Origin of the sequence: Klebsiella sp. Shm-1, assembly GCF_040804525.1 — a bacterium.
Classification (GTDB): domain Bacteria; phylum Pseudomonadota; class Gammaproteobacteria; order Enterobacterales; family Enterobacteriaceae; genus Klebsiella; species Klebsiella pneumoniae.
This window is the reverse complement of sequence record NZ_CP161823.1, coordinates 4,415,107-4,438,583: the sequence shown is the minus strand read 5'-3', so window position 1 is coordinate 4,438,583 and position 23,477 is coordinate 4,415,107. Positions and strand designations below refer to the sequence as shown.

Annotated in this window: 23 protein-coding genes and 1 other annotated feature; of the genes, 16 read left to right on the top strand and 7 right to left on the bottom strand. The window is 56.5% G+C overall.

The window, feature by feature from the left end; all coding sequences use genetic code 11:
• The first annotated feature begins 1 nt into the window (after position 1).
• Positions 2-649: a 2,3-diphosphoglycerate-dependent phosphoglycerate mutase GpmB gene (gpmB, locus tag AB1E37_RS21705; protein WP_002887811.1), complete on the top strand. Its 648-nt coding sequence runs from the start codon at positions 2-4 to the stop codon at positions 647-649.
• Here gpmB and robA read toward each other — a convergent pair.
• Positions 646-1,515, bottom strand: coding sequence for an MDR efflux pump AcrAB transcriptional activator RobA (gene robA / locus AB1E37_RS21700; RefSeq protein WP_002887812.1), 870 nt, complete (start codon positions 1,513-1,515; stop codon positions 646-648). The genes gpmB and robA overlap by 4 nt on opposite strands.
• Positions 1,516-1,724: 209 nt before the next feature.
• On the opposite strand from robA, the gene creA reads away from it, so the two are divergent.
• From creA to creD, 4 genes are read left to right on the top strand one after another with little or no spacing between them, the layout of a single operon-like run.
• The gene (gene creA, locus AB1E37_RS21695; RefSeq protein WP_002887814.1) at positions 1,725-2,198 is read left to right on the top strand and encodes a protein CreA; all 474 of its coding nucleotides are present in this window, start codon (positions 1,725-1,727) and stop codon (positions 2,196-2,198) included.
• 12 nt (positions 2,199-2,210) lie between these two features.
• Positions 2,211-2,900: a two-component system response regulator CreB gene (gene creB / locus AB1E37_RS21690; protein ID WP_002887820.1), complete on the top strand. Its 690-nt coding sequence runs from the start codon at positions 2,211-2,213 to the stop codon at positions 2,898-2,900.
• A complete protein-coding gene (gene creC / locus AB1E37_RS21685) occupies positions 2,900-4,324 on the top strand; it encodes a two-component system sensor histidine kinase CreC (protein WP_002887823.1) in 1,425 nt (474 codons plus the stop codon). The genes creB and creC overlap by 1 nt, the downstream gene beginning before the upstream one ends.
• Before the next feature lie 60 nt (positions 4,325-4,384).
• Positions 4,385-5,743, top strand: a complete 1,359-nt coding sequence (gene creD, locus AB1E37_RS21680; protein WP_012737378.1) for a cell envelope integrity protein CreD — start codon at positions 4,385-4,387, stop codon at positions 5,741-5,743.
• A gap of 62 nt (positions 5,744-5,805) precedes the next feature.
• Here creD and arcA read toward each other — a convergent pair whose 3' ends face one another.
• Positions 5,806-6,522 (bottom strand): two-component system response regulator ArcA, encoded by a 717-nt coding sequence (gene arcA, locus AB1E37_RS21675; protein WP_002887843.1) that lies wholly within the window; start codon positions 6,520-6,522, stop codon positions 5,806-5,808.
• A 95-nt stretch (positions 6,523-6,617) separates the two neighbouring features.
• On the opposite strand from arcA, the gene yjjY reads away from it, so the two are divergent.
• The 7 genes from yjjY to AB1E37_RS21640 all read left to right on the top strand — a co-directional run bounded on the left by yjjY (position 6,618) and on the right by AB1E37_RS21640 (position 13,572).
• A complete protein-coding gene (yjjY, locus tag AB1E37_RS21670; RefSeq protein WP_004146984.1) occupies positions 6,618-6,758 on the top strand; it encodes a protein YjjY in 141 nt (46 codons plus the stop codon).
• A gap of 396 nt (positions 6,759-7,154) precedes the next feature.
• Positions 7,155-7,841, top strand: coding sequence for a tRNA/rRNA methyltransferase (locus AB1E37_RS21665; protein WP_002887846.1), 687 nt, complete (start codon positions 7,155-7,157; stop codon positions 7,839-7,841).
• A gap of 211 nt (positions 7,842-8,052) precedes the next feature.
• Positions 8,053-8,121, top strand: coding sequence for a thr operon leader peptide (gene thrL, locus AB1E37_RS21660; RefSeq protein ID WP_004222578.1), 69 nt, complete (start codon positions 8,053-8,055; stop codon positions 8,119-8,121).
• Positions 8,060-8,177 (top strand) — a sequence feature (Thr leader region). (Overlaps the previous gene by 62 nt.)
• 25 nt (positions 8,178-8,202) lie before the next feature.
• The gene (gene thrA, locus AB1E37_RS21655; protein WP_032448252.1) at positions 8,203-10,665 is read left to right on the top strand and encodes a bifunctional aspartate kinase/homoserine dehydrogenase I; all 2,463 of its coding nucleotides are present in this window, start codon (positions 8,203-8,205) and stop codon (positions 10,663-10,665) included.
• A gap of 1 nt (position 10,666) precedes the next feature.
• Entirely contained in the window at positions 10,667-11,596 is a 930-nt protein-coding gene (gene thrB, locus AB1E37_RS21650) for a homoserine kinase (protein ID WP_002887853.1), read from the top strand.
• A gap of 3 nt (positions 11,597-11,599) precedes the next feature.
• A complete protein-coding gene (gene thrC, locus AB1E37_RS21645) occupies positions 11,600-12,880 on the top strand; it encodes a threonine synthase (protein ID WP_002887863.1) in 1,281 nt (426 codons plus the stop codon).
• A gap of 314 nt (positions 12,881-13,194) precedes the next feature.
• Positions 13,195-13,572: a hypothetical protein gene (locus AB1E37_RS21640; RefSeq protein WP_002887866.1), complete on the top strand. Its 378-nt coding sequence runs from the start codon at positions 13,195-13,197 to the stop codon at positions 13,570-13,572.
• Positions 13,573-13,640: 68 nt separating this feature from the next.
• On the opposite strand, the gene yaaA is transcribed toward AB1E37_RS21640, so the two are convergent.
• Complete coding sequence (yaaA, locus tag AB1E37_RS21635; protein ID WP_004178561.1) at positions 13,641-14,414, bottom strand: peroxide stress protein YaaA; 774 nt, start codon at positions 14,412-14,414, stop codon at positions 13,641-13,643.
• A gap of 77 nt (positions 14,415-14,491) precedes the next feature.
• Positions 14,492-15,922 (bottom strand): sodium:alanine symporter family protein, encoded by a 1,431-nt coding sequence (locus AB1E37_RS21630; protein WP_002887871.1) that lies wholly within the window; start codon positions 15,920-15,922, stop codon positions 14,492-14,494.
• A gap of 202 nt (positions 15,923-16,124) precedes the next feature.
• Here AB1E37_RS21630 and tal point away from each other — a divergent pair, with 202 nt between their 5' ends.
• The 3 genes from tal to AB1E37_RS21615 all read left to right on the top strand — a co-directional run bounded on the left by tal (position 16,125) and on the right by AB1E37_RS21615 (position 19,189).
• Positions 16,125-17,078 carry a transaldolase gene (tal, locus tag AB1E37_RS21625; RefSeq protein ID WP_002887897.1) on the top strand — a complete coding sequence of 318 codons (954 nt, stop codon included), beginning with the start codon at positions 16,125-16,127 and terminating at the stop codon, positions 17,076-17,078.
• 99 nt (positions 17,079-17,177) lie between these two features.
• A complete protein-coding gene (gene mog, locus AB1E37_RS21620; protein WP_002887898.1) occupies positions 17,178-17,765 on the top strand; it encodes a molybdopterin adenylyltransferase in 588 nt (195 codons plus the stop codon).
• A gap of 119 nt (positions 17,766-17,884) precedes the next feature.
• Positions 17,885-19,189, top strand: coding sequence for an MFS transporter (locus AB1E37_RS21615; RefSeq protein ID WP_002887901.1), 1,305 nt, complete (start codon positions 17,885-17,887; stop codon positions 19,187-19,189).
• Positions 19,190-19,251: 62 nt separating this feature from the next.
• Here the strand turns inward: AB1E37_RS21615 and satP are convergent, their stop codons facing one another.
• The 3 genes from satP to AB1E37_RS21600 all read right to left on the bottom strand — a co-directional run bounded on the left by satP (position 19,252) and on the right by AB1E37_RS21600 (position 21,088).
• The gene (gene satP / locus AB1E37_RS21610; RefSeq protein WP_002887905.1) at positions 19,252-19,818 is read right to left on the bottom strand and encodes an acetate uptake transporter; all 567 of its coding nucleotides are present in this window, start codon (positions 19,816-19,818) and stop codon (positions 19,252-19,254) included.
• Positions 19,819-19,906: 88 nt separating this feature from the next.
• The gene (gene msyB, locus AB1E37_RS21605) at positions 19,907-20,656 is read right to left on the bottom strand and encodes an acidic protein MsyB (RefSeq protein ID WP_004146011.1); all 750 of its coding nucleotides are present in this window, start codon (positions 20,654-20,656) and stop codon (positions 19,907-19,909) included.
• 27 nt (positions 20,657-20,683) lie between these two features.
• Positions 20,684-21,088 (bottom strand): DUF2541 family protein, encoded by a 405-nt coding sequence (locus AB1E37_RS21600; protein WP_002887909.1) that lies wholly within the window; start codon positions 21,086-21,088, stop codon positions 20,684-20,686.
• 385 nt (positions 21,089-21,473) lie between these two features.
• On the opposite strand from AB1E37_RS21600, the gene dnaK reads away from it, so the two are divergent.
• Positions 21,474-23,390: a molecular chaperone DnaK gene (gene dnaK, locus AB1E37_RS21595; RefSeq protein ID WP_004146997.1), complete on the top strand. Its 1,917-nt coding sequence runs from the start codon at positions 21,474-21,476 to the stop codon at positions 23,388-23,390.
• Positions 23,391-23,477: the final 87 nt, after the last annotated feature.

Genomic DNA, 23,477 nt, shown 5'->3' with positions numbered 1-23,477 from the left:
CATGTTACAAGTATACCTTGTTCGCCACGGTGAAACGCAGTGGAACGCCGAGCGACGTATTCAGGGTCAGTCCGACAGCCCGCTGACCGCCCATGGTGAGCGCCAGGCCTGGCAGGTGGGCGAGCGCGCCAGAACGCTGGGGATCACCCATATCATTACCAGCGATCTGGGGCGAACCCGCCGCACAGCAGAAATTATCGCCGAAGCCTGCGGCTGCAGCGTGATCGCCGATGCGCGCCTGCGCGAACTGGATATGGGGGTGCTGGAGAAGCGCCATATCGACTCGCTCAGCGAAGAAGAAGAAGGCTGGCGTCGCCAGCTGGTCAACGGCACACCGGACGGTCGTATTCCGCAGGGCGAATCGATGCAGGAGCTCAGCGAGCGTATGCATGCGGCGCTGGCATCCTGTCTGGAATTACCCGCCGGTAGCCGGCCGCTGCTGGTGAGTCATGGGATCGCGCTGGGCTGCCTGGTGAGCACGATATTAGGGCTGCCGGCGTACGCTGAGCGTCGTCTGCGGCTGCGCAACTGCTCTATTTCGCGCGTCGACTATCAGCAAAGCCCGTGGCTGGCTTCCGGCTGGGTGGTGGAAACGGCGGGCGACGTCTCGCATCTTGACGCCCCCGCAATGGACGAGCTGCAGCGTTAACGGCGGATCGGGATCAGATACTCGCAGCGCAACTGAATCGGCGTGGCCTGATCCCGGCTTTCATCTTCAGGGTAGAAGCGTTCAATATCCAGCCCCTTGCGACGCGTCAGGTTCAGCATCGGCATGCAGGTGCCGTAGACGGTCAGGATGAATTCCTGCAGACCGGTACCCAGCCCTTCATACGTAAACATGACATACTCGCCGCCCTCCAGGGTCACTGGATGGGCATGCTGCAGGTGGCCGTTAGCCATCTCCGGCGTCAGCGCGGTGGTATAGAATACTTCCTGCTCATCGTCTTTTTCCAGGCTCGGACGCGGCTCATGCAGCCCGTAGAGCACCGGGGGGATTGACGGTGAGTTGCCGAGGAAGTCTCGCCAGAACTGGACCCGCATCTGGTTACGAAAATCGGAGATTTCCTCGAGCTTACAGGTATAGCTCTGGGTCACGCCAAGCAGCTGAGTAGGGGGCAGAGTGATAAACTCATGTTTCGGCAGGGTAAATTCGCCAAGACGCAGCGGCGGGCGCATACCGAACGAGCTCCAGTCCGGCGAGCGGCGGTAGAGCGCCGGCGTCAGCGAGAATTGCTTCTTAAACGCTCGGGTGAAGGTCTGCTGGGAGTCGAAACGGTACTGCAGCGCAATATCAAGGATTGGACGGGCGGTCAGGCGTAATGCGACAGCAGATTTCGACAAGCGGCGCGCGCGAATATAGGCACCGATGGCATGGCCGGTGACATCCTTAAACATTCGCTGCAAATGCCACTTGGAATAACCTGCCTTCGCCGCCACATTATCCAGAGAAAGCGGCTGATCCAGGTGACCTTCCAGCCAGCTAAGGAGATCGCGAATAATCCCTGCTTGATCCATAAAATGTCCCCATCCTTAAACACAGGTGCCTGATATTAAAGTAGCGGATAATAGCATTTTTTGATGTTTTAGCATTCAGTGTTTTTTTTGCTTTTAAATGCGGTAGGTCAGGGGATTTGAACGATAATTTTGTAAAGCTGTGATCTATAAACCTTTTCTGCTAAGTGCGTGATAATCACTCAGCTATATTTTTTAATAATGGTAACAATATGAAATACAAGAAGTTTGCGATGGGGCTGCTCCTGCTGGCCGGTAGCCAGCTGGCTCAGGCGGAGCAGATTGGTTCCGTGGATACGGTCTTCAAATGGTTAGGGCCGGATCACAAAATCGTCGTCGAAGCCTTTGACGATCCGGATGTACAGAACGTGACCTGCTATATCAGCCGGGCGAAAACCGGTGGTATCAAAGGCGGGCTGGGGCTGGCGGAAGATACCTCTGACGCGGCGATTTCCTGCCAGCAGGTCGGGCCGATTGAGCTAACGGACAAAATCAAAAACGGCAAAAGCCAGGGCGACGTGGTGTTCCAGAAGCGCACCTCGCTGGTGTTTAAAAAACTGCAGGTCGTGCGTTTCTATGATGCGAAGCGCAATGCGCTGGTCTATCTGACCTACTCGGATAAAGTGGTTGATGGCTCGCCGAAGAACGCCATCAGCGCCGTGCCGATCATGCCATGGAATAAATAAACGGGAGCGCGCATGCAGCAGCCACGGATTTGGTTAGTTGAGGATGAACAGAGTATCGCTGATACCCTGGTTTACATGCTGCAGCAGGAGGGCTTCCAGGTCAGCGTCTTTGGCCGCGGTCTGCCCGCGCTGGAGGCGGCGGCGCATCAGGCGCCAGATGTCGCCATCCTCGACGTCGGCTTGCCGGATATCAGCGGCTTCGAGCTCTGTCGGCGTCTGCTGACGCGTTATCCGGCGCTGCCGGTGCTGTTTTTGACGGCGCGTAGCGACGAGGTCGATAAGCTGCTGGGGCTGGAAATCGGCGCTGACGATTATATCGCCAAGCCGTTTTCACCACGCGAAGTCTGCGCGCGGGTGCGAACCGTGCTGCGGCGGCTGCAGAAGTTTGCCGCGCCATCGCCGGTGGTACGCGTCGGCGAGTTTGTGCTCGATGAGCAGGCGGCGGCGATCAGCTGGTTCGGCCAGCCGCTGAATCTGACGCGCTACGAATTTCTGCTGCTGAAAACCCTGCTTCACGCGCCCGGTCGCGTCTTCTCCCGTCAGCAGCTGATGGAGCTGGTGTGGATCGATGCCTGGGAAAGCCTCGACCGTACCGTCGATACCCATATCAAAACCCTGCGCGCTAAGCTGCGGGCTGTGAATCCTGAAAAGGCGCCAATCAATACCCATCGCGGTATGGGCTACAGCCTGGGGCGCGGCTGATGCGCATCGGCATGCGCCTGCTGCTGGGCTATTTTCTTATCGTCGCGATCGCCGCGTGGTTTGTGCTGTCGATCTTTGTCCAGGAAGTGAAGCCGGGCGTGCGCCGGGCGACAGAGGGGACCCTCAATGATACCGCTACCCTGTTGGCGGCGCTGGCGCGTGAGGATCTGCTGGCGGCAAACCCGCAGCAGGGCAGGCTGGCGCAGGCCTTTCACCAGCTCAACCAGCAGCCGCTCAACGCCAATATTGGCGGAATTAAAAAGGTACGTAATGAGTACCGCGTCTATCTGACCGATGCCCGGGGCAAGGTGGTGTTTGACTCCAGCGGGCAGGCGACAGGGCAGGACTATTCGCGCTGGAACGATGTCTGGCTCACCCTGCGCGGCCAGTACGGCGCGCGCAGTACGCGCAGCGATCCGCATGATGAAGCCAGCTCGGTGATGTATATCGCCGCGCCGGTGATGGATAAGGGGCGGATTATCGGCGTACTGAGCGTCGGTAAACCCAACCTGGCGATGACGCCGGTCATTAAGCGCAGCGAGCGGCGGATCCTCTGGGCCGGCGGCGCCCTGCTGGGCATTGCGCTGTTGATTGGCGGCGGCGTCGTCTGGTGGATCAATTTCTCTATCGGCAAGCTGGTGCGCTATGCGGACTCGGTGACCGCTGAGCGCCCGCTGCCGCTGCCGGAGGTTGGCAGCAGCGAATTGCGCAAGCTGGCCCAGGCTCTGGAGAGCATGCGGGTAAAGCTCGAAGGTAAGAATGCCATCGAAAACTATGTCTATGACCTGACCCATGAACTGAAAAGCCCGCTGGCGGCCATCCGCGGCGCGGCGGAGATCCTGCGCGAAGGGCCGCCGCCTGAGGTGGCGGCGCGGTTTACTGATAATATCCTCGCGCAAAACACCCGGATGCAACTGCTGGTGGAGCGGCTGCTCCAGCAGGCGAGACTGGAAAGCCGGCTGGAGATAAAGCAGCATCCGGTGTCGATAGATGCGCTATACCAACGGCTGACGGAGGAGCGCAACATCGCTCTGGCGGCGAAAGCTATCACCCTGCGCTGGCGGGAGAGTGGGATGCTGGTCAATGGCGATGGCGAGCTGCTGGCCCAGGCGCTGGGTAATCTGCTCGACAACGCGATTGACTTTACCCCCCAGGGCGGTGAGATCGCCCTGGCTGCGGAGAAGCGAAATGAAGAGGTGCAATTGAGCGTTATCGACAACGGGTGCGGTATTCCGGACTATGCCCTGGAACGAATCTTTGAGCGATTCTATTCGCTGCCGCGCGAAGACGGCCATAAGAGCAGCGGCCTTGGGCTGGCGTTCGTTCGTGAAGTCGCGCGCCTGCATCACGGCGATATCAATCTGCACAATCGGCCCGAAGGCGGCGTGGTCGCCACGCTGCGACTTCACCGTCCCTTCACATAGCTTCAAATTCTCCCCACACAGCCGTCCTATTGTGAGGCCATCACGATAGGGAGAAAGGCTATGTTGAAATCACCGTTATTCTGGAAAATCACCACGTTAATAGGCTGTATTGTGCTGCTATCTTTGCCGTTAATGATGGTCAGGGAGCTTATTAATGAGCGAGCGGATTATCGTAGCGAAGTGGTGGACGCCATTGAGCAAAGCACCAGCGGCTCGCAAAAACTCGCCGGACCGCTGATCGCTATTCCGATAACCGAGACCCTGACCCGCATGGAGAACCAAAAAGAGGTCAACTATCAGCGGAGCTGGGTGTATTACTGGCTGCCGGAGTCGCTGGCGGTCGCCGGCAAACAGACCGTGGAGTCGAGGAGGGTGGGTATCTACAGCGGCCAGGTCTGGCATAACGCCTTGCAGATTAAGGCCTCGTTTGATCCGCTGCGTCTGGCGGCGCTGAGAAAAACGAATATCGTCTTAGGCCAGCCGCGGCTGGTGGTGAGCGTCGGCGATGCCCGCGGCATTGGCGCCATCCATGCCCCGGAGGTCAACGGTAACGTATTAAGCGTGGAGCCGGGGCTGGGGATAAGCGGCGATGGCGCAGGTATTCATATGCCAATGCCTGCGCTGGCGGAGGACAACAAGCCGCTTGAGATTGCCTTTTCACTCGATCTGAACGGGACGGGTGAGTTTTCACTGGTGCCGCTCGGGCGTAACAGCGAGCTGCAGCTGACCAGTAACTGGCCGCATCCCGGTTTTCTCGGCAGCTTCCTGCCAACGCAACGGGAAGTGAGTGCTGCCGGCTATCGCGCCCACTGGCAAAGCAGCTGGTTCGCCAACGATATGGGGAGCTATTTCAAGGATGATATGGAGATCCCGTGGTCGCGACTGCCGGCGTTCAGTGCCGATGTGATGTCCCTTGCCGACCAGTACCAGCTAACCGATCGGGCGACAAAATATGCCATCCTGTTAATCGGGCTGACCTTTATGGCTTTTTTCGTGTTCGAGAGCCTGACCCGTCGTCCCCTGCATCCGATGCAATATCTGCTGGTGGGCTTATCGCTGGTGCTGTTTTACCTGGTGCTGCTGGCGCTCTCAGAGCACATTGGTTTTACCGCCGCCTGGCTGGCGGCCAGCCTGTCTGGCGCGGTGATGAATGGGATCTACCTTCAGGCGGTGCTCAGAGGATGGCGTAACAGCCTGCTGTTTGTCGCCGCGCTACTGCTGCTGGATGGCGTGATGTGGTTTCTGTTGCATTCTGAGGATAGCGCGCTGCTGCTGGGTACCGGGGTGCTGGCGTTGGCGCTGAGCGTCCTGATGTTTTTGACCCGTCGCGTGGACTGGTATGCGTTATCGCTGCCGAAAGGCACAGTGCCTCCGACACCGGCTGCCGATGACGATAAGCTGCGTCTCTGGAAAGAGTGACGGCATAAAAAACGGCGCCCCTGGGGCGCCGTTTTCGCATCATGGCTGCGGAATAAATCGTATTATTCCTGCAGATCGCCACAGAAACGGTAGCCTTCACCGTGAATGGTAGCGATGATTTCCGGAGTATCCGGAGTGGATTCGAAGTGTTTACGAATCCGACGAATGGTCACGTCAACGGTACGGTCATGCGGCTTCAGCTCGCGACCGGTCATTTTCTTCAGCAGCTCGGCACGAGACTGAATTTTGCCCGGGTTTTCGCAGAAATGCAGCATCGCGCGGAATTCACTGCGCGGCAGCTTGTACTGTTCGCCGTTCGGGCTAACCAGGGAACGGCTGTTGATATCGAGTTCCCAGCCGTTGAACTTGTAGCTTTCCACGCTGCGACGCTCTTCGCTCACGGTACCGAGGTTCATGGTACGGGAGAGCAGGTTGCGCGCGCGGATAGTCAGTTCACGCGGGTTAAACGGTTTAGTGATATAGTCGTCAGCGCCGATTTCGAGGCCAAGGATCTTATCCACTTCGTTGTCGCGGCCGGTTAAGAACATCAGCGCGACGTCAGCCTGCTCGCGCAGCTCGCGCGCCAGCAGAAGACCATTTTTACCAGGCAGGTTGATATCCATGATCACCAGGTTGATATCATTTTCAGACAGGATCTGATGCATTTCCGCGCCATCGGTCGCTTCGAATACATCGTAACCTTCTGCTTCGAAAATACTTTTTAACGTGTTGCGTGTTACCAACTCGTCTTCAACGATAAGAATGTGCGGGGTCTGCATGTTTGCTACCTAAATTGCCAACTAAATCGAAACAGGAAGTACCAAAGTCCCTGACCTGCCTGCTGCATGTCGCAAATTAACATGCGCGGCGTAACATGACTAAAGTACGTAATTGCGTTCTTGATGCACTTTCCATCAACGTCAACAACATCATTAGCTTGGTCGTGGGTACTTTCCCTCTGGACCCGACGGTGTCAAAAACGGCTGACATCCTAACCATTTTAACAGCAACATAACAGGCTAAGAGAGGCCGAACACCCAATAAAACTACGCTTCGTTGACATATATCAAGTTCAATTGTAGCACGTTAACAGTCTTGTGAAATCATTGCATCGCCATGCTCTTTATAGTCACAATCTTTACCCGGCTCAACTAGTTGCGTGGATAAATTAATAAATACAGTGAATCCAAAGCCTGAAACGATGCATCAGATGAAATTGCATTGCCCATCATATGGATAAATGGGTTCTGTTAACATACTCCTTGTCACGGCCTCCTGAGAACAGTTTAGATTTTTTTATGGGTAAGAAAACGCAATTTTAGTGATTTTTGTTGCAAATTTGTAAATTTTCACCGCGTAAAATGGGGGGCGCTGCGCCTCGATAACGCCTGAGAGAGAGAAAGAAACCGCAATGCGTTTAACGATTATTTTAGTCGGTCCTGCCCGGGCCGAGAACGTCGGCGCTGCCGCCAGGGCGATGAAAACCATGGGATTTCGCGAACTACGGATCGTCGATAGCGAAGCCCACCTGGCGCCGCCGGCACGCTGGGTGGCGCATGGCTCAGGCGACATCCTCGATGGTATCACCACCTATCCCACCCTTGCCGAGGCGCTGCATGACGTTGATTTTACCGTCGCCACCACCGCCCGCAGCCGCGCGCGTTTTCACTATTACGCCACGCCGCAGCAGCTGTTGCCGCTGCTGGAGGAGAAGGCGCAGTGGATGAACCATACTGCCCTGGTATTTGGTCGTGAGGACGCCGGATTGACCAATGAGGAGCTGGCGTTGGCTGATGTGTTGACCGGTGTGCCGATGGCTGCGGATTATCCGTCGCTGAATCTCGGCCAGTCGGTGATGGTCTACTGTTATCAATTAGCATCGCTAATGCAACAAACGGCGCCCGCCGCCGCTGCGGCAGACCATCATCAGCTGCAGGCCTTACGTACTCGTACCCTGGCGTTACTTTCGCGTTTGGGCGTGGAGGATGATGCCAAACTGGCCGACTGGTTGTCGCAACGGCTGGGCCTGCTGCAGCAGCGCGACACGGCAATGTTGCATCGTTTGCTGCATGATATTGAAAAAAACCTGCCAGAATAAAACTCTGTCATATTTTTTATTTATGGATGTGTATGCTGTTCTATGGGCTGGTTTTCCGCCGATCTGGATGTTTTTTCTCACGGAAGCGGGAAAATACGTAAGCCTGCTGAAATGGGGCAAATTGAGAAATTCATTGACTTAAGACGGCAGATACTTTAACCAATATAGGCAGGACGTACAGACAGATAAAAATACAGAGTACACAACATCCATGAATCGCATCGGCATGATTACCACCATTATCACCACCACCATTACCACAGGTAACGGTGCGGGCTGACGCGTACAGGAAACACAGAAAAAAGCCCGCACCTGAACAGTGCGGGCTTTTTTTTTGACAAGAGATCAAGGGGTAAGAACCATGCGAGTGTTGAAGTTCGGCGGTACATCAGTGGCAAATGCGGAACGGTTTCTGCGGGTTGCCGATATTCTGGAGAGTAATGCCAGGCAGGGGCAGGTAGCGACGGTCCTGTCTGCCCCGGCGAAGATCACTAACCACCTGGTAGCGATGATTGAAAAGACCATTGGCGGCCAGGATGCCCTCCCCAATATTGCCGACGCCGAACGCATTTTTGCCGAACTTCTTCATGGCCTTGCCGACGCCCAGCCCGCTTTCCCGCTTGCCCAGTTAAAAGCCTTCGTGGAGCAGGAATTTGCTCAGATTAAGCATGTTCTGCACGGCATCAGCCTGCTGGGTCAGTGCCCGGACAGCGTCAATGCCGCGCTGATCTGCCGCGGCGAAAAGCTCTCCATCGCCATCATGGCGGGTCTGCTGGAAGCCCGTGGACATAAAGTCAGTGTCATTAACCCGGTCGAAAAACTGCTCGCCGTGGGTCACTATCTGGAATCCACCGTCGATATCGCCGAATCCACCCGCCGCATTGCCGCCAGCCAGATCCCGGCAGACCATATGATCCTGATGGCCGGGTTTACCGCCGGCAATGAGAAAGGCGAGCTGGTGGTGCTGGGACGTAACGGCTCCGACTACTCGGCTGCGGTACTGGCCGCCTGCCTGCGCGCTGACTGCTGCGAAATCTGGACCGATGTCGACGGAGTGTACACCTGCGATCCGCGTCAGGTGCCGGATGCGCGCCTGCTGAAATCGATGTCTTATCAGGAGGCAATGGAGCTCTCCTACTTTGGCGCGAAAGTGCTGCACCCGCGCACCATCGCCCCTATCGCCCAGTTCCAAATCCCATGCCTGATTAAAAATACCGGCAACCCACAGGCGCCGGGAACGCTTATCGGCGCCAGCCGCGACGAGGACGATTTGCCGGTGAAAGGCATCTCTAACCTCAACAACATGGCGATGTTCAACGTCTCCGGGCCGGGGATGAAAGGGATGGTCGGCATGGCGGCCCGCGTCTTCGCCACCATGTCCCGCGCCGGCATCTCGGTGGTGTTGATCACTCAATCTTCTTCGGAGTACAGCATCAGTTTCTGCGTGCCGCAGAGCGACTGCGCACGTGCCAAACGGGCGATGGAAGATGAGTTTTATCTGGAGCTGAAAGAGGGGCTGCTGGAGCCGCTGGCGATTATGGAGCGTCTGGCGATCATCTCCGTGGTGGGCGACGGAATGCGTACCCTGCGCGGTATCTCGGCGAAATTCTTTGCGGCACTGGCCCGCGCCAATATCAATATCGTGGCGATTGCCCAGGGCTCTTCCGAGCGCTCAATTTCGGTAGTGGTCAGCAATGACGACGCCACCACCGGCGTGCGCGTGACCCATCAGATGCTGTTCAACACCGACCAGGTGATTGAAGTGTTTGTCATCGGCGTCGGCGGCGTCGGCGGCGCGCTGCTAGAGCAGATCAAGCGCCAGCAGGGGTGGCTGAAGAACAAACATATCGATCTGCGCGTCTGCGGTGTAGCCAATTCTCAGGCGCTGCTGACCAGCGTGCATGGCCTGAATCTGGAAAACTGGAGTGCGGAACTGGCGGAGGCGAAAGAGCCGTTTAATCTTGGCCGCCTGATCCGCCTGGTGAAAGAGTACCACCTGCTCAATCCGGTGATCGTCGACTGTACCTCCAGCCAGGCGGTCGCCGATCAGTATGCCGACTTCCTGCGCGAAGGTTTCCATGTGGTGACGCCGAACAAAAAGGCCAATACCTCTTCGCTGGATTACTATCACCAGCTGCGCCATGCGGCCAGCAGCTCGCGGCGTAAGTTCCTCTATGACACTAACGTTGGCGCGGGCCTGCCGGTGATTGAGAACCTGCAGAACCTGCTCAACGCCGGCGATGAGCTGCGCCATTTCTCCGGGATCCTGTCCGGCTCCCTGTCGTTTATCTTCGGCAAGCTGGACGAGGGGGTGAGTTTCTCCGCGGCGACGGCGATGGCCCGTGAGATGGGGTATACCGAGCCGGATCCGCGCGACGATTTATCCGGGGTGGATGTGGCGCGTAAACTGCTGATTCTGGCCCGTGAGACCGGGCGTGAACTGGAGCTGGCGGACATTATCGTCGAGTCGGCGCTGCCGCCGGACTTCGACGCCAGCGGCGATGTCGAGACCTTTATGGCCCGCCTGCCGTCGCTGGACGATGGTTTTGCCTCGCGGGTTGCTAAGGCGCGCGATGAAGGTAAAGTCTTGCGCTACGTCGGTAACATCGAAGAGGATGGTACCTGCCGGGTAAAAATAGCCGCGGTTGACGGCAACGATCCGCTGTTCAAAGTTAAGAATGGTGAGAACGCGCTGGCTTTTTATAGCCATTATTATCAGCCATTGCCGCTGGTGCTGCGCGGCTATGGCGCCGGGAACGACGTCACGGCGGCCGGCGTATTCGCCGACCTGCTGCGCACCCTGTCCTGGAAGTTAGGAGTTTAAGATGGTCAAAGTATATGCCCCGGCTTCCAGTGCCAATATGAGCGTCGGGTTTGATGTGTTGGGCGCGGCGGTCACGCCGGTCGATGGCACGCTGCTTGGCGACAACGTCACTGTCGAAGCGGCGGAGCAATTTAGCCTGCAGAATCTTGGACGCTTCGCCAGCAAACTGCCGACGGCGCCGCAGGAGAACATTGTTTACCAGTGCTGGGAAAGCTTTTGCCGGGAGATCGGCAAGACGGTGCCGGTGGCGATGACGCTGGAAAAAAACATGCCGATTGGCTCCGGGCTGGGTTCCAGCGCCTGCTCGGTGGTCGCTGCGCTGGTGGCCATGAACGAGTTCTGCGGCAAGCCGCTGAACGAGACGCGCATGCTGGCGCTGATGGGAGAGATGGAAGGGCGTATCTCCGGCAGCATTCACTACGACAACGTGGCGCCGTGCTATCTTGGCGGCATGCAGTTGATGATCGAAGAGAATGGGATTATCAGTCAGCAGGTGCCCGGGTTTGATGAGTGGCTGTGGGTGCTGGCCTATCCGGGGATTAAAGTCTCTACTGCTGAAGCGCGGGCGATTCTGCCGGCGCAGTATCGCCGCCAGGATTGTATCGCCCATGGTCGCCACCTCGCGGGCTTTATTCACGCCTGCTACACCCGCCAGCCGCAGCTGGCGGCAAAATTGATGAAAGATGTGATTGCCGAACCGTACCGAACCAAACTGCTGCCGGGCTTTAGCGAAGCGCGTCAGGCGGCCATGGAAATGGGCGCCCAGGCTTGCGGCATCTCCGGCTCTGGCCCAACGCTGTTCGCGTTGTGTGATAAACCGGATACCGCACAGCGCGTCGCCGACTGGCTTGGCGCGCACTATCTGCAGAATCAGGAAGGCTTTGTTCATATTTGCCGGCTGGACACGGCGGGCGCACGCGTAGTGGGATAACCAATGAAACTGTATAACTTAAAAGATCATAACGAGCAGGTCAGCTTTGCGCAGGCCGTCACCCAGGGACTTGGCAAGCATCAGGGCCTGTTCTTTCCGCACGATCTGCCGGAATTCAGCCTGACTGAAATTGACGACATGCTGGCGCAGGACTTTGTCACCCGTAGCGCCAAAATTTTATCCGCCTTTATCGGCGATGAGATCCCGCAGGATGTCCTGCAGCAGCGGGTGCGCGCGGCGTTTGCGTTTCCGGCGCCCGTAAGCAAGGTTCAGGAAGATGTCGGCTGTCTGGAGCTGTTCCATGGCCCTACGCTGGCGTTCAAGGATTTCGGCGGCCGCTTTATGGCGCAGATGCTGACCCACATCGCAGGCGATAAGCCGGTCACCATCCTCACCGCGACCTCTGGCGACACCGGGGCGGCGGTGGCGCATGCTTTCTACGGCCTGCCGAACGTCAAGGTAGTGATCCTCTATCCGCGCGGCAAGATCAGTCCCCTGCAGGAGAAGCTGTTCTGTACCCTCGGCGGCAATATTGAAACCGTGGCGATTGATGGCGACTTTGATGCCTGCCAGGCGCTGGTGAAGCAGGCGTTTGACGATGAAGAGCTGAAGGCGACGCTGGGTCTCAACTCGGCTAACTCCATCAACATCAGCCGCCTGCTGGCGCAGATCTGTTACTACTTCGAAGCGGCGGCGCAGCTGCCGCAGGAAGCCCGCAATCAGCTGGTGATTTCCGTGCCGAGCGGCAACTTCGGCGATCTGACCGCCGGTCTGCTGGCCAAGTCGCTGGGGCTGCCGATCAAGCGCTTTATCGCCGCCACCAACGCCAACGACACCGTTCCGCGCTATCTGCAGGGCGGCGAGTGGGCGCCAAAAGCCACCCAGGCGACGCTGTCCAACGCCATGGACGTCAGCCAGCCGAACAACTGGCCGCGCGTTGAAGAGCTGTTCCGCCGTAAAATCTGGCGTCTCAGCGAGCTGGGCTATGCCGCGGTCGATGATGAGACCACCAAAGCAGCGATGCGCGAGCTGAAGGCCATCGGCTACATCTCTGAACCGCATGCGGCGATTGCCTGGCGCGCGCTGCGCGATCAGCTGCAGCCGGGAGAGTACGGCCTGTTCCTCGGCACCGCCCATCCGGCGAAGTTCAAAGAGAGCGTGGAGGAGATCCTGCAGGAGACTCTGCCGCTGCCGAAGGAGCTGGCCGACCGCGCCGACCTGCCGCTGCTGTCTCACAACCTGCCGGCGGATTTCGCCGCGCTGCGTAAGCTGATGATGGGCTAAGCCAGGCAATAATATCGGCAACATGATCGACCAAACCGGGCAGCTATTGCCCGGTTTTTATATTTAACGCACTTTTCCATATCAGTAAAATTTCTCTCCATAAAATTCCCCACACTATTTTATTGTCAGCGCACTGCTTTTATTGCAAACTCTTTTACGGATTGTCCTCTTTGCCGGATAATTCCACTGGATTATCTTTTTTATTTATTATTTCATGCTGCTTATATTTATGCTGCTGATTTTATTATGAAGCAGCTATAGATATCATTTGTTATAGATGCATTGTTAATGCACAAGGTTTTCAAGGAGGAAACATGCGTATTTTATCTCTTTTTTTGGTGGTGTTCGCTTTAACAGGCTGCTCCGGGACAACGATTGGCGGTAATGAAGATAAATTAACGCCAGCCTATCTGAAACAACATCTCATTGTCGGAAAAACCACCAAGGCCGAGGTTCGTCAGTATTTTGGTGCCCCGGATTCTGGTCATACGACGGTGACGGCGTCGGGTAAAGAGAGCTGGTATTATTCAGTAGATAAAGGGATCAACCTGGTCAGCCTCGCGGGTTCCATGATCCCGGTAACCGGGGCATCGCAAGCTGCCGATGCGGTCGATAAGTCCAGCCAAAAAGATTCGAACTCGCTGATGATTTTCTTCGATGAAAAAGGCGTGGTGGAAAACTGGGTGCGTTAAAATAAGTAATAATCTGCTTAATTATATTGAAAAGGGGAATGACTCCCCTTTTTTATTACCGTAACGTGTTACTGCTCGTGGCGTTTAAACACCAGTTCGCCTTTCTCTGAGGCATCCGCATCAAAGAAATAGCCTTCGCTATTAAAAGCTTTGAGCTGCTCCGGCTGGGTTAAGCGGTTTTCAATAATGTAGCGACTCATCAGGCCGCGGGCTTTCTTCGCATAAAAACTGATCACTTTGAATTTGCCGTTCTTCTCATCGAGGAATACCGGCTTGATCAGCTGACCCTGCAATTTTGGCGTTTTCACCGATTTAAAATATTCATCGGAAGCCAGGTTGATGACGATATCGTCGCCCTGGTCGCGCAGCGCCTGATTCAGCTTCTCGGTAATGGTATCCCCCCAGAACTGGTACAGATCTTTGCCGCGCGGATTTTCCAGACGGATCCCCATCTCCAGGCGGTAGGGCTGCATCAGGTCTAACGGGCGCAGCACGCCATACAGCCCGGAGAGCATGCGCAGATGCTGCTGGGCGAAGTCAAAGTCGTCCTCGGTGAGCGTCTCTGCCTGCAGGCCAGTGTAGACATCGCCTTTAAAGGCGAGGATCGCCTGGCGGGCATTTTGCGGCGTAAAGTCAGGGTGCCAGTCGTGGAAGCGGGTGGCGTTTAGATCCGCCAGCTTGTCGCTAATGCTCATCAGCTTGCCGATTTGCGGCGCGGTCAGCTTACGGGCGATGCCGATAAGCTGCTGAGAATACTCGAGGAGTTCGGGCTGGGTATAGCGAGTCGTTGCCAGCGGGCTTTGATAATCGAGCGTTTTAGCAGGTGAAATCAGAATCAGCATATCCAGTCCTTGCAGGTAATTTCGACGAATTTTAACAAAAAAAGTGCATGGTGGGATCGATAGCTGCAATTGCCGCGCTATTCGCGCGGCAATTCATTCCAGGCGCCCGGGGCCAGCTGTTGGTCAATATCCGGGTAACGAGTGGCATCGAAAGTCGGCTGGATACCCAGCCGCCGCTGACGCAGATAATCGCTGGCGATAATCCGCACCGTCGGGGAGAGCAACAGAATGGCCGTCAGGTTGGTCATCGCCATCAGCGCCATGATGATATCCGCGCTCTGCCAGACGACAGGCAGGCTAACCATGGTCCCCAACAGCACCATCAGGACGGTGAGTATTCGCAGCCCCCAGATATAGCGCGGCTTATCCAGGCGCAGGAAGACCAGATTATTTTCCGCGTACACGTAATTGGCTACGATAGAGCTAAAGGCGAACAGCAGCACGATGAGGGCGATGAAACCCGCTCCCCAGCCGCCGACCAGCACGCTCATCGCGTGTTGCAAGTCCTGAATACCGTTGAGCGTATATTCATTGTCGGGCCGCGGCGCCAGCATGACGATAATCGCGCTGGCGGTACAGATCACGATAGTATCGATAAACACGCCAATCATCTGCACGATCCCCTGCGCCGCCGGGTGCGGCGGCCAGGAGGCGGCGGCCGCGGCGGCGTTAGGCGAAGAGCCCATCCCTGCTTCATTGGAGAACATGCCGCGCTGGAAGCCGCTGGTCAGCGCCTGGCTGATGGTGTAGCCCACCGCGCCGGCGGCGGCCTCCTGCCAGCCGAAGGCGCAGCGAAAGATGGTAGCGAAAATCGTCGGCAGGGCGGTGATGTGCCACAGGCCGATGAGCAGGCTGGTGGCGATCCACAACAGCGCCATAAAGGGAACGATCCATTGCATCAGACGCGCCACGCCGCGTAAACCACGGAGGATCGCCAGCAAAACGACAACGGCCAGCACGCCGCCGCTGACCGCCGCCGGCAGATCGAACGCATAGCGCAAGGCATGGGCCACGGAGTTAGCCTGCACGGTATTGAAGATAAAACCATAGGCCAGCAGGAGGAGGATCGAAAACAGGACGCCCATCCAACGCATGCCGAGCCCGCGCGCCATATACCAGGCCGGGCCGCCGCGAAACTGTCCGCGGCTATCGCGTTCTTTATACAGCTGAGCAAGGGAACATTCAGCAAAGCTGCTGGCCATGCCGAGCAGGGCGGAAACCCACATCCAGAATACGGCGCCGGGCCCACCGGCGGCGATCGCCAGCGTCACCCCGGCAAGATTGCCGCTGCCGACCCGGGCGGCAAGGCTGGTACAGAGCGCCTGAAAGGACGTTAAACCACCCGGCTGCGGGTGCAGGCTTTTTTTTAGACTGCGGCCGAATTTGCGCACGTAACGAAACTGAATACCCCGGGTTTGCCAGCTAAACCAGATACCGGCGCCCAGTAGCAGATAAATCATCACTGAGCCCCAGAGTATTTCATTGATAAATGAGAGAAAATCAGGCATTAAACATCCTCTTGTCCATGCCGGTACGCCAGTGTAAGCGTTACCAATTAAGTGACAATCCTTTCGCTTTCAGCAAATTAATCTGCATAGTTTATCACACTCTGCGCTCTTCTCTCGTCGGCGGTTGCGCTGACCCGGCAGCGTGTTATCATCTGGGCAGACCGGTTACATCCCCTTAACTGCTGTTTAAGAGAAATATATCATGACGGATAAATTAACTTCTCTGCGTCAGTACACCACTGTCGTCGCTGACACCGGAGATATTGCGGCAATGAAGCTGTATCAGCCTCAGGATGCCACCACTAACCCTTCCCTGATTCTCGGCGCGGCTCAGATCCCTGAGTACCGTAAGCTGATTGACGACGCTGTCGCCTGGGCTCGTAGCCAGAGCAGCGATCGCGCGCAGCAGATCCTCGATGCTTCCGATAAGCTGGCGGTGAACATCGGTCTCGAAATTCTGAAACTGATCCCGGGCCGTATCTCCACCGAAGTGGACGCACGTCTCTCCTATGACACCGAAGCGTCTATCGCGAAAGCCAAGCGCATCATCAAGCTGTACAACGACGCGGGCATCAGCAACGATCGCATTCTGATCAAACTGGCCTCCACCTGGCAGGGCATTCGCGCCGCTGAACAGCTGGAAAAAGAAGGCATTAACTGTAACCTGACGCTGCTGTTCTCCTTCGCTCAGGCTCGCGCTTGCGCCGAAGCGGGCGTCTTCCTGATTTCGCCGTTCGTTGGCCGTATCCTCGACTGGTACAAAGCCAACACCGACAAGAAAGAGTACGCACCGGCAGAAGATCCGGGCGTAGTTTCCGTCAGCGAAATCTACGAGTATTACAAGCAGCACGGCTATGAAACCGTCGTGATGGGCGCAAGCTTCCGTAACGTTGGCGAAATTCTGGAACTGGCTGGCTGTGACCGCCTGACCATCGCCCCGGCGCTGCTGAAAGAGCTGTCCGAAAGCGAAGGCGCCGTTGAGCGTAAGCTGGTATATACCGGTGAAGTGAAAGCGCGTCCGGAGCGTATTACCGAATCTGAGTTCCTGTGGCAGCATAACCAGGATCCGATGGCGGTAGACAAACTGGCGGAAGGTATCCGTAAGTTTGCGATCGACCAGGAAAAACTGGAAAAAATGATCGACGAACTGCTGTAATCGCGCAGGTGGCCGACGCCCGTCGGCCACATTACACTGTCTGTCCCGCCTCCGGCAGTGTATCATTTCGTTTAACGCCACAGTTTGAACGGAATAACCATGAATACCTTACGAATCGGCTTAGTTTCCATTTCCGATCGCGCCTCCAGCGGCGTCTATCAGGACAAAGGCATCCCGGCACTGGAAGAGTGGCTGGCACGTGCCCTGACCACCCCTTTCGAGCTGCAAACCCGTCTGATTCCGGATGAGCAGGCCATCATTGAGCAAACGCTGTGCGAACTGGTTGACGAAATGGGGTGCCATCTGGTGCTGACCACCGGCGGAACCGGCCCTGCGCGTCGCGATGTGACGCCCGACGCAACGCTGGCGATCGCCGATCGCGAGATGCCGGGCTTCGGCGAGCAAATGCGCCAGGTTAGCCTACACTTTGTGCCGACGGCTATCCTTTCCCGGCAGGTCGGTGTGATCCGCAAGCAGGCGCTGATCCTCAACCTTCCCGGGCAACCGAAAGCAATTCAGGAGACTCTGGAAGGGGTGAAAGATGCTGACGGCAACGTGCTGGTGCACGGTATTTTCGCAAGTGTACCTTATTGTGTACAGTTGCTTGAAGGGCCTTATGTGGAAACCGATGGCCGTGTAGTAGAAGCTTTTCGTCCCAAGAGCGCCAGACGCGAAACTTTATCCTGAATTTGATGCATTTTTGATATAACCTGCATCGCTAATGGTGTGCCGTTTTATTTACGATATAGTGATTTTTACTTTACACACTATAAAACACGCTGCACACCTCAGGATGAAATTGCGTTATGTCATATGTAAACCGACCGCTCAACCGCCAGGATTATAAAACGCTGACGCTGGCCGCCCTGGGCGGCGCGCTGGAGTTTTATGACTTTATCATTTTCGTTTTCTTCGCCGCTGTCGTCGGCGAGCTCTTCTTCCCTGCGGATATTCCCGAATGGCTGCGCCAGGTGCAAACTTTTGGCATTTTCGCCGCCGGTTACCTGGCGCGTCCGCTGGGGGGCATCATCATGGCCCACTTTGGCGATCTGGTGGGGCGCAAGAAAATGTTCACCCTCAGCATCCTGCTGATGGCGCTGCCAACCCTGGCGATCGGTCTGTTACCGACCTATAGCTCGGTAGGTATCATCGCCCCGCTGCTATTGCTGCTGATGCGTATTCTGCAGGGAGCGGCGATCGGCGGTGAAGTTCCAGGCGCCTGGGTGTTTGTCGCTGAGCATGTCCCGGAAAAACGCATTGGTATCGCCTGCGGCACGCTGACGGCCGGCCTGACGGTTGGCATTCTGCTGGGGTCGGTGGTGGCCACGCTTATCAATACCAGTCTGACGCCGCAGGGGATCCACGACGGCGGCTGGCGGATCCCCTTCCTGCTGGGCGGCGTATTTGGTCTGATAGCGATGTATCTGCGCCGCTGGCTGCAGGAGACGCCGATTTTTCTTGAGATGCAGCAGCGCAAAGCGCTGGCGCAGGAGCTGCCGGTAAAAGCGGTGGCGCTCAAGCACCAGAAGGCGGTGGTGATCTCTATGCTGCTGACCTGGCTGCTGTCGGCTGGCGTGGTGGTGGTGATCCTGATGTCGCCGGTCTGGCTGCAGAAGCACTATGGTTTTGCGCCGGCCATTACCCTGCAGGCCAACAGCATCGCCACCATTATGTTGTGCATCGGCTGTCTGCTCGCCGGGCTGGCGGCGGACCGCTTCGGCGCCAGCCGCACTTTTATCGTCGGCAGCCTGCTGCTGGCGGTTGCCAGCTGGGCATTTTACCATCTTGCCGGCGCCAGCCCGCAGCGGCTGTTTCTGCTCTACGGTACGGTGGGGCTTTGCGTCGGCGTGGTGGGGGCGGTGCCCTATGTGATGGTGCGGGCCTTCCCGGCGGAAGTACGCTTCACCGGCATCTCTTTCTCCTACAACCTGTCGTACGCGATCTTTGGCGGCCTGACGCCGATTGCGGTCACCATGCTGATGGGGGTGTCGCCGATGGCGCCGGCCTGGTATGTGCTGGCCCTGTCGCTGATGGGGCTGGGATTAGGTATCTGGCTGCGTCAGGAGCTGACGGCGCCGACGGGGATGCCGGAAGGGGAGCTGCAGCGTTAACGATGGCTAGCTGATGCTGATAATGACCTGCCGCCGCCCTGTGACCGGACGGCGGCGGAAGATTAGCGCGGTTCGCCGATCGGCAGCACGGTGCGGCCGAACTGTTCGTTCAGCACTTCACCCATCGCCAGGTAAATAGCGCTGGCGCCACAAATCAGGCCGACCCAGCCGGCTACCTTCACAATGCCTTCGTTATCGGCCAAATGGCCAATCGCCAGCAGCGCGAACAGTACGGTCAGGCTCAGGAAGACAAACTGCAGCATGCGGGCTGCCTTCAGGGTGCCAAAGAACATAAACAGGGTAAAGACGCCCCACAGGCCGAGGTACATACCGAGGAAGTGCGCGTTTGGTGCGTCTGCCAGGCCCATTTTCGGCATCAGAAGAATCGCCACCAGCGTCAGCCAGAAGCTGCCGTAGGAGGTAAAAGCGGTTAAGCCAAAAGTGTTGCCTTTTTTGTATTCCAGCAGGCCGGCAAAAATTTGCGCAATGCCGCCGTAAAAAATGCCCATCGCCAGGATAGCTACATCGAATGCGAACAGGCCGCTATTCGCCAGGTTAAGCAGAATAGTGGTCATGCCGAAGCCCATAAGGCCCAGCGGTGCCGGATTAGCCAACTTAGTGTTGCCCATAATTCCTCAAAATTATCATTAAAAGGGAAGCATTACCCCGCGACTTGGCGGCGGGGCGCGGCATAATAATGAGGCGCTGAAGGGCTGTCTATGATCTGGCGGGGTATTTTTCACCAATTTCCGCGGTGTCTGACGGCGGCTGGAGCATTTGCCGTAAACAGGCAATATGCAGGACCGCGGGGATGGTGACCCGGTATGCGCTGCCGCTCACCGCTTTTACGCTGTTCAGCGCGGCGCCGAGCGGTCCGCCCAGCCCGGCGCCGCGCACCAGGCCATGACCGATGACGCTCACCGCGGCATGCGTGCGCAGGATGGCGGTTAAGCGTTCGTCCAGCAACAAAGTGACGCCTTCGCTTAGCTTGCGATGCCTCAGCAGATGAGCCATCAGGCTGTCCAGCTCATGGCTCCGGCACTCCACCGCGGCGAGAAACTGCGCTTTTTGCTCCGCGTTCAGTTTATTCCAGCTGTGCTGCAGAAAATGCGCCAGCAACTGCTGCTCGATCTGCGGCGTCGACAGCTGTTTGTCGACCTTCGCTTTCAGTCGTTTACATACATCCAGCAGGATCGCGCGATAAAATTTGCCATGGCGGCGCAGCGTGTTGGCGATGCTATCGCCGCCAAAATGCTGTAGCTCACCGGCGATTAGCTGCCAGTTGCGGCGATAACGCTCCGGGTGCCCCTCCATCGCTAAAAATGTCTCGTTGCGCAGGAGCGTGCTGGAGAGACGGGGTTTGCCATTTTCCCCGTGGGTCAGAATGCGGGTAAAGGCTTCCAGATGCGCCTCGCTGCACTCAGGCAGAAAGGCGAGATCGTCATCCTCCAGGTAATTAATATGCATAACGTTTTCTCTCGGGCAGGGGCGACATTAGTCATCGCCGATAATTTTCAGTGATGCCATATCTGAGGAGTGCACCGTGTGGCCGGAGAAGGCGATCTTCTTCACGCAACGTTTGTTGTCGTTATCGCTATTGATGTTGATCCAGCCGGTGGTGCTGCCCTCTTTGATCCCGGCGGGGACGTTCAGCGTGTGGCTGGCGCCGCGGCTGGCCTTAAAGTAGACCGTCGCCCCGGAGAGTTGTACATCGCCGCGGTCGGCGCTGAGCTGAATGCGTTTGACCACCCGGCAGACGGGGAGCGTCAGCGTCAGGTCGTTGGTTTCATTGCGCGGCATAGCTATCACGCCGAGAATTTTATGGTCGTTAGCGGCCGCCGAGGTGATAAATGACACGCCGAGGATAAGCCCTACGGAAAGCCGGTATAGCGATTTCATTAATTTGTCCCCTGAATAAGCGAAGTGCGATGGCGGGGAAGTTTATCACTGCGAAAACGGGGCTTTTAGCGCGCAAGTATTGCGGGTTATGTCAATGATATTATGAATGTATTTCCTATTTTAATCCGTTTTTTGTATGTATATTTCGCCGTTGTTTTTGCCATGCAACAACCTTGTTCGGCAAGTCATCCGTAACCCTGTGCGAATCCGAGGCAAAAAATTTTTATGCTTGCCCCTTGATGCCGGAGTGGGCGACCCCATCTTGTAGTCAACCGCAGTGAAGAACCTGAAAAAAAATGATGTCTGGGCAGTTGAAACCGCACGTTTCGCCCTTATTACAGGTTCACAACCACATGTTGATCGAATTTTTAGTGGAGACGTTTAGATGGGTAAAATTATTGGTATCGACCTGGGTACTACCAACTCTTGTGTAGCGATTATGGATGGCACTACTGCACGCGTGCTGGAGAACGCCGAAGGCGATCGCACCACGCCTTCTATCATTGCCTATACCCAGGATGGTGAAACTCTGGTTGGTCAGCCGGCTAAACGTCAGGCAGTGACAAACCCGCAAAACACCCTGTTTGCGATTAAACGCCTGATTGGCCGCCGCTTCCAGGACGAAGAAGTTCAGCGTGACGTTTCTATCATGCCATACAAAATTGTTGCCGCAGACAATGGCGACGCATGGCTGGATGTGAAAGGCACCAAAACTGCACCGCCGCAGATCTCTGCTGAAGTGCTGAAGAAAATGAAGAAAACGGCTGAAGATTACCTGGGTGAACCGGTAACTGAAGCGGTTATCACCGTACCGGCTTACTTTAACGATGCGCAGCGTCAGGCAACCAAAGATGCCGGCCGTATCGCCGGTCTGGAAGTTAAACGTATCATCAACGAACCAACCGCGGCCGCGCTGGCTTACGGTCTGGATAAAGAAGTGGGCAACCGTACTATCGCGGTTTACGACCTCGGTGGTGGTACTTTCGATATCTCGATTATCGAAATCGACGAAGTTGATGGCGAAAAAACCTTTGAAGTTCTGGCGACCAACGGTGATACCCACCTGGGCGGCGAAGACTTCGATACTCGTCTGATCAACTACCTCGTTGATGAGTTCAAGAAAGATCAGGGCATTGACCTGCGCAACGACCCGCTGGCCATGCAGCGCCTGAAAGAAGCCGCTGAGAAAGCGAAGATTGAACTGTCTTCTGCTCAGCAGACCGACGTTAACCTGCCGTACATCACTGCAGACGCGACCGGTCCGAAACACATGAACATCAAAGTGACTCGCGCGAAACTGGAAAGCCTGGTAGAAGACCTGGTTAACCGTTCCATCGAGCCGCTGAAAGTCGCTCTGCAGGATGCCGGTCTGTCCGTTTCCGATATCAACGACGTGATCCTCGTTGGTGGTCAGACTCGTATGCCGATGGTGCAGAAGAAAGTGGCCGAGTTCTTTGGTAAAGAACCGCGTAAAGACGTTAACCCGGATGAAGCCGTGGCGATCGGTGCTGCCGTTCAGGGCGGTGTACTGACTGGCGATGTGAAAGACGTTCTGCTGCTCGACGTAACCCCGCTGTCGCTGGGTATCGAAACCATGGGCGGCGTGATGACTGCGCTTATCAGCAAAAACACCACCATCCCGACCAAGCACAGCCAGGTGTTCTCTACCGCTGAAGACAACCAGTCTGCGGTAACCATCCATGTGCTGCAGGGTGAGCGTAAACGCGCGTCTGATAACAAATCTCTGGGTCAGTTCAACCTGGATGGTATTAACCCGGCGCCGCGCGGCATGCCGCAGATCGAAGTGACCTTCGACATCGATGCTGACGGTATCCTGCACGTCTCCGCGAAAGACAAAAACAGCGGTAAAGAGCAGAAGATCACCATCAAAGCGTCTTCCGGTCTGAATGAAGAAGAAATTCAGAAAATGGTTCGCGAAGCAGAAGCTAACGCCGAATCTGACCGTAAGTTCGAAGAGCTGGTACAGACCCGCAACCAGGGCGACCATCTGCTGCACAGCACTCGTAAGCAGGTTGAAGAAGCAGGCGATAAACTGCCGGCTGACGACAAAACTGCCATTGAGTCTGCGCTGACCGCGCTGGAATCTTCTCTGAAAGGCGAAGACAAAGCGGATATCGAAGCGAAAATGCAGGCGCTGGCGCAGGCTTCTCAGAAGCTGATGGAAATTGCTCAGCAGCAGCACGCTCAGCAGCAGGCGGGTTCCGCTGACGCTCAGGCGAGCAACGCGAAAGACGACGATGTTGTCGACGCTGAGTTCGAAGAAGTGAAAGATAAAAAATAATCGCCCTTTGAACGGGTAAAACACTGGCACGGGCGAAGAGGTTTCCTCTCCGCCCGTGCACGCATGTTAAGGGGCTGAAAAACACCG

Excerpts from the sequence above, each read along its gene's own strand:
- AB1E37_RS21600 (WP_002887909.1), bottom strand. The coding sequence starts at position 21,088 with ATGAAATCGCTATACCGGCTTTCCGTAGGGCTTATCCTCGGCGTGTCA.
- thrC (WP_002887863.1), top strand. The coding sequence starts at position 11,600 with ATGAAACTGTATAACTTAAAAGATCATAACGAGCAGGTCAGCTTTGCG.
- dnaK (WP_004146997.1), top strand. The coding sequence starts at position 21,474 with ATGGGTAAAATTATTGGTATCGACCTGGGTACTACCAACTCTTGTGTA.
- creA (WP_002887814.1), top strand. The coding sequence starts at position 1,725 with ATGAAATACAAGAAGTTTGCGATGGGGCTGCTCCTGCTGGCCGGTAGC.
- mog (WP_002887898.1), top strand. The coding sequence starts at position 17,178 with ATGAATACCTTACGAATCGGCTTAGTTTCCATTTCCGATCGCGCCTCC.
- AB1E37_RS21615 (WP_002887901.1), top strand. The coding sequence starts at position 17,885 with ATGTCATATGTAAACCGACCGCTCAACCGCCAGGATTATAAAACGCTG.
- arcA (WP_002887843.1), bottom strand. The coding sequence starts at position 6,522 with ATGCAGACCCCGCACATTCTTATCGTTGAAGACGAGTTGGTAACACGC.
- yaaA (WP_004178561.1), bottom strand. The coding sequence starts at position 14,414 with ATGCTGATTCTGATTTCACCTGCTAAAACGCTCGATTATCAAAGCCCG.
- msyB (WP_004146011.1), bottom strand. The coding sequence starts at position 20,656 with ATGCATATTAATTACCTGGAGGATGACGATCTCGCCTTTCTGCCTGAG.
- AB1E37_RS21630 (WP_002887871.1), bottom strand. The coding sequence starts at position 15,922 with ATGCCTGATTTTCTCTCATTTATCAATGAAATACTCTGGGGCTCAGTG.
- tal (WP_002887897.1), top strand. The coding sequence starts at position 16,125 with ATGACGGATAAATTAACTTCTCTGCGTCAGTACACCACTGTCGTCGCT.
- yjjY (WP_004146984.1), top strand. The coding sequence starts at position 6,618 with ATGACTAAAGTACGTAATTGCGTTCTTGATGCACTTTCCATCAACGTC.
- AB1E37_RS21640 (WP_002887866.1), top strand. The coding sequence starts at position 13,195 with ATGCGTATTTTATCTCTTTTTTTGGTGGTGTTCGCTTTAACAGGCTGC.
- robA (WP_002887812.1), bottom strand. The coding sequence starts at position 1,515 with ATGGATCAAGCAGGGATTATTCGCGATCTCCTTAGCTGGCTGGAAGGT.
- thrA (WP_032448252.1), top strand. The coding sequence starts at position 8,203 with ATGCGAGTGTTGAAGTTCGGCGGTACATCAGTGGCAAATGCGGAACGG.
- AB1E37_RS21665 (WP_002887846.1), top strand. The coding sequence starts at position 7,155 with ATGCGTTTAACGATTATTTTAGTCGGTCCTGCCCGGGCCGAGAACGTC.
- thrB (WP_002887853.1), top strand. The coding sequence starts at position 10,667 with ATGGTCAAAGTATATGCCCCGGCTTCCAGTGCCAATATGAGCGTCGGG.
- creC (WP_002887823.1), top strand. The coding sequence starts at position 2,900 with ATGCGCATCGGCATGCGCCTGCTGCTGGGCTATTTTCTTATCGTCGCG.
- creB (WP_002887820.1), top strand. The coding sequence starts at position 2,211 with ATGCAGCAGCCACGGATTTGGTTAGTTGAGGATGAACAGAGTATCGCT.
- gpmB (WP_002887811.1), top strand. The coding sequence starts at position 2 with ATGTTACAAGTATACCTTGTTCGCCACGGTGAAACGCAGTGGAACGCC.
- creD (WP_012737378.1), top strand. The coding sequence starts at position 4,385 with ATGTTGAAATCACCGTTATTCTGGAAAATCACCACGTTAATAGGCTGT.
- satP (WP_002887905.1), bottom strand. The coding sequence starts at position 19,818 with ATGGGCAACACTAAGTTGGCTAATCCGGCACCGCTGGGCCTTATGGGC.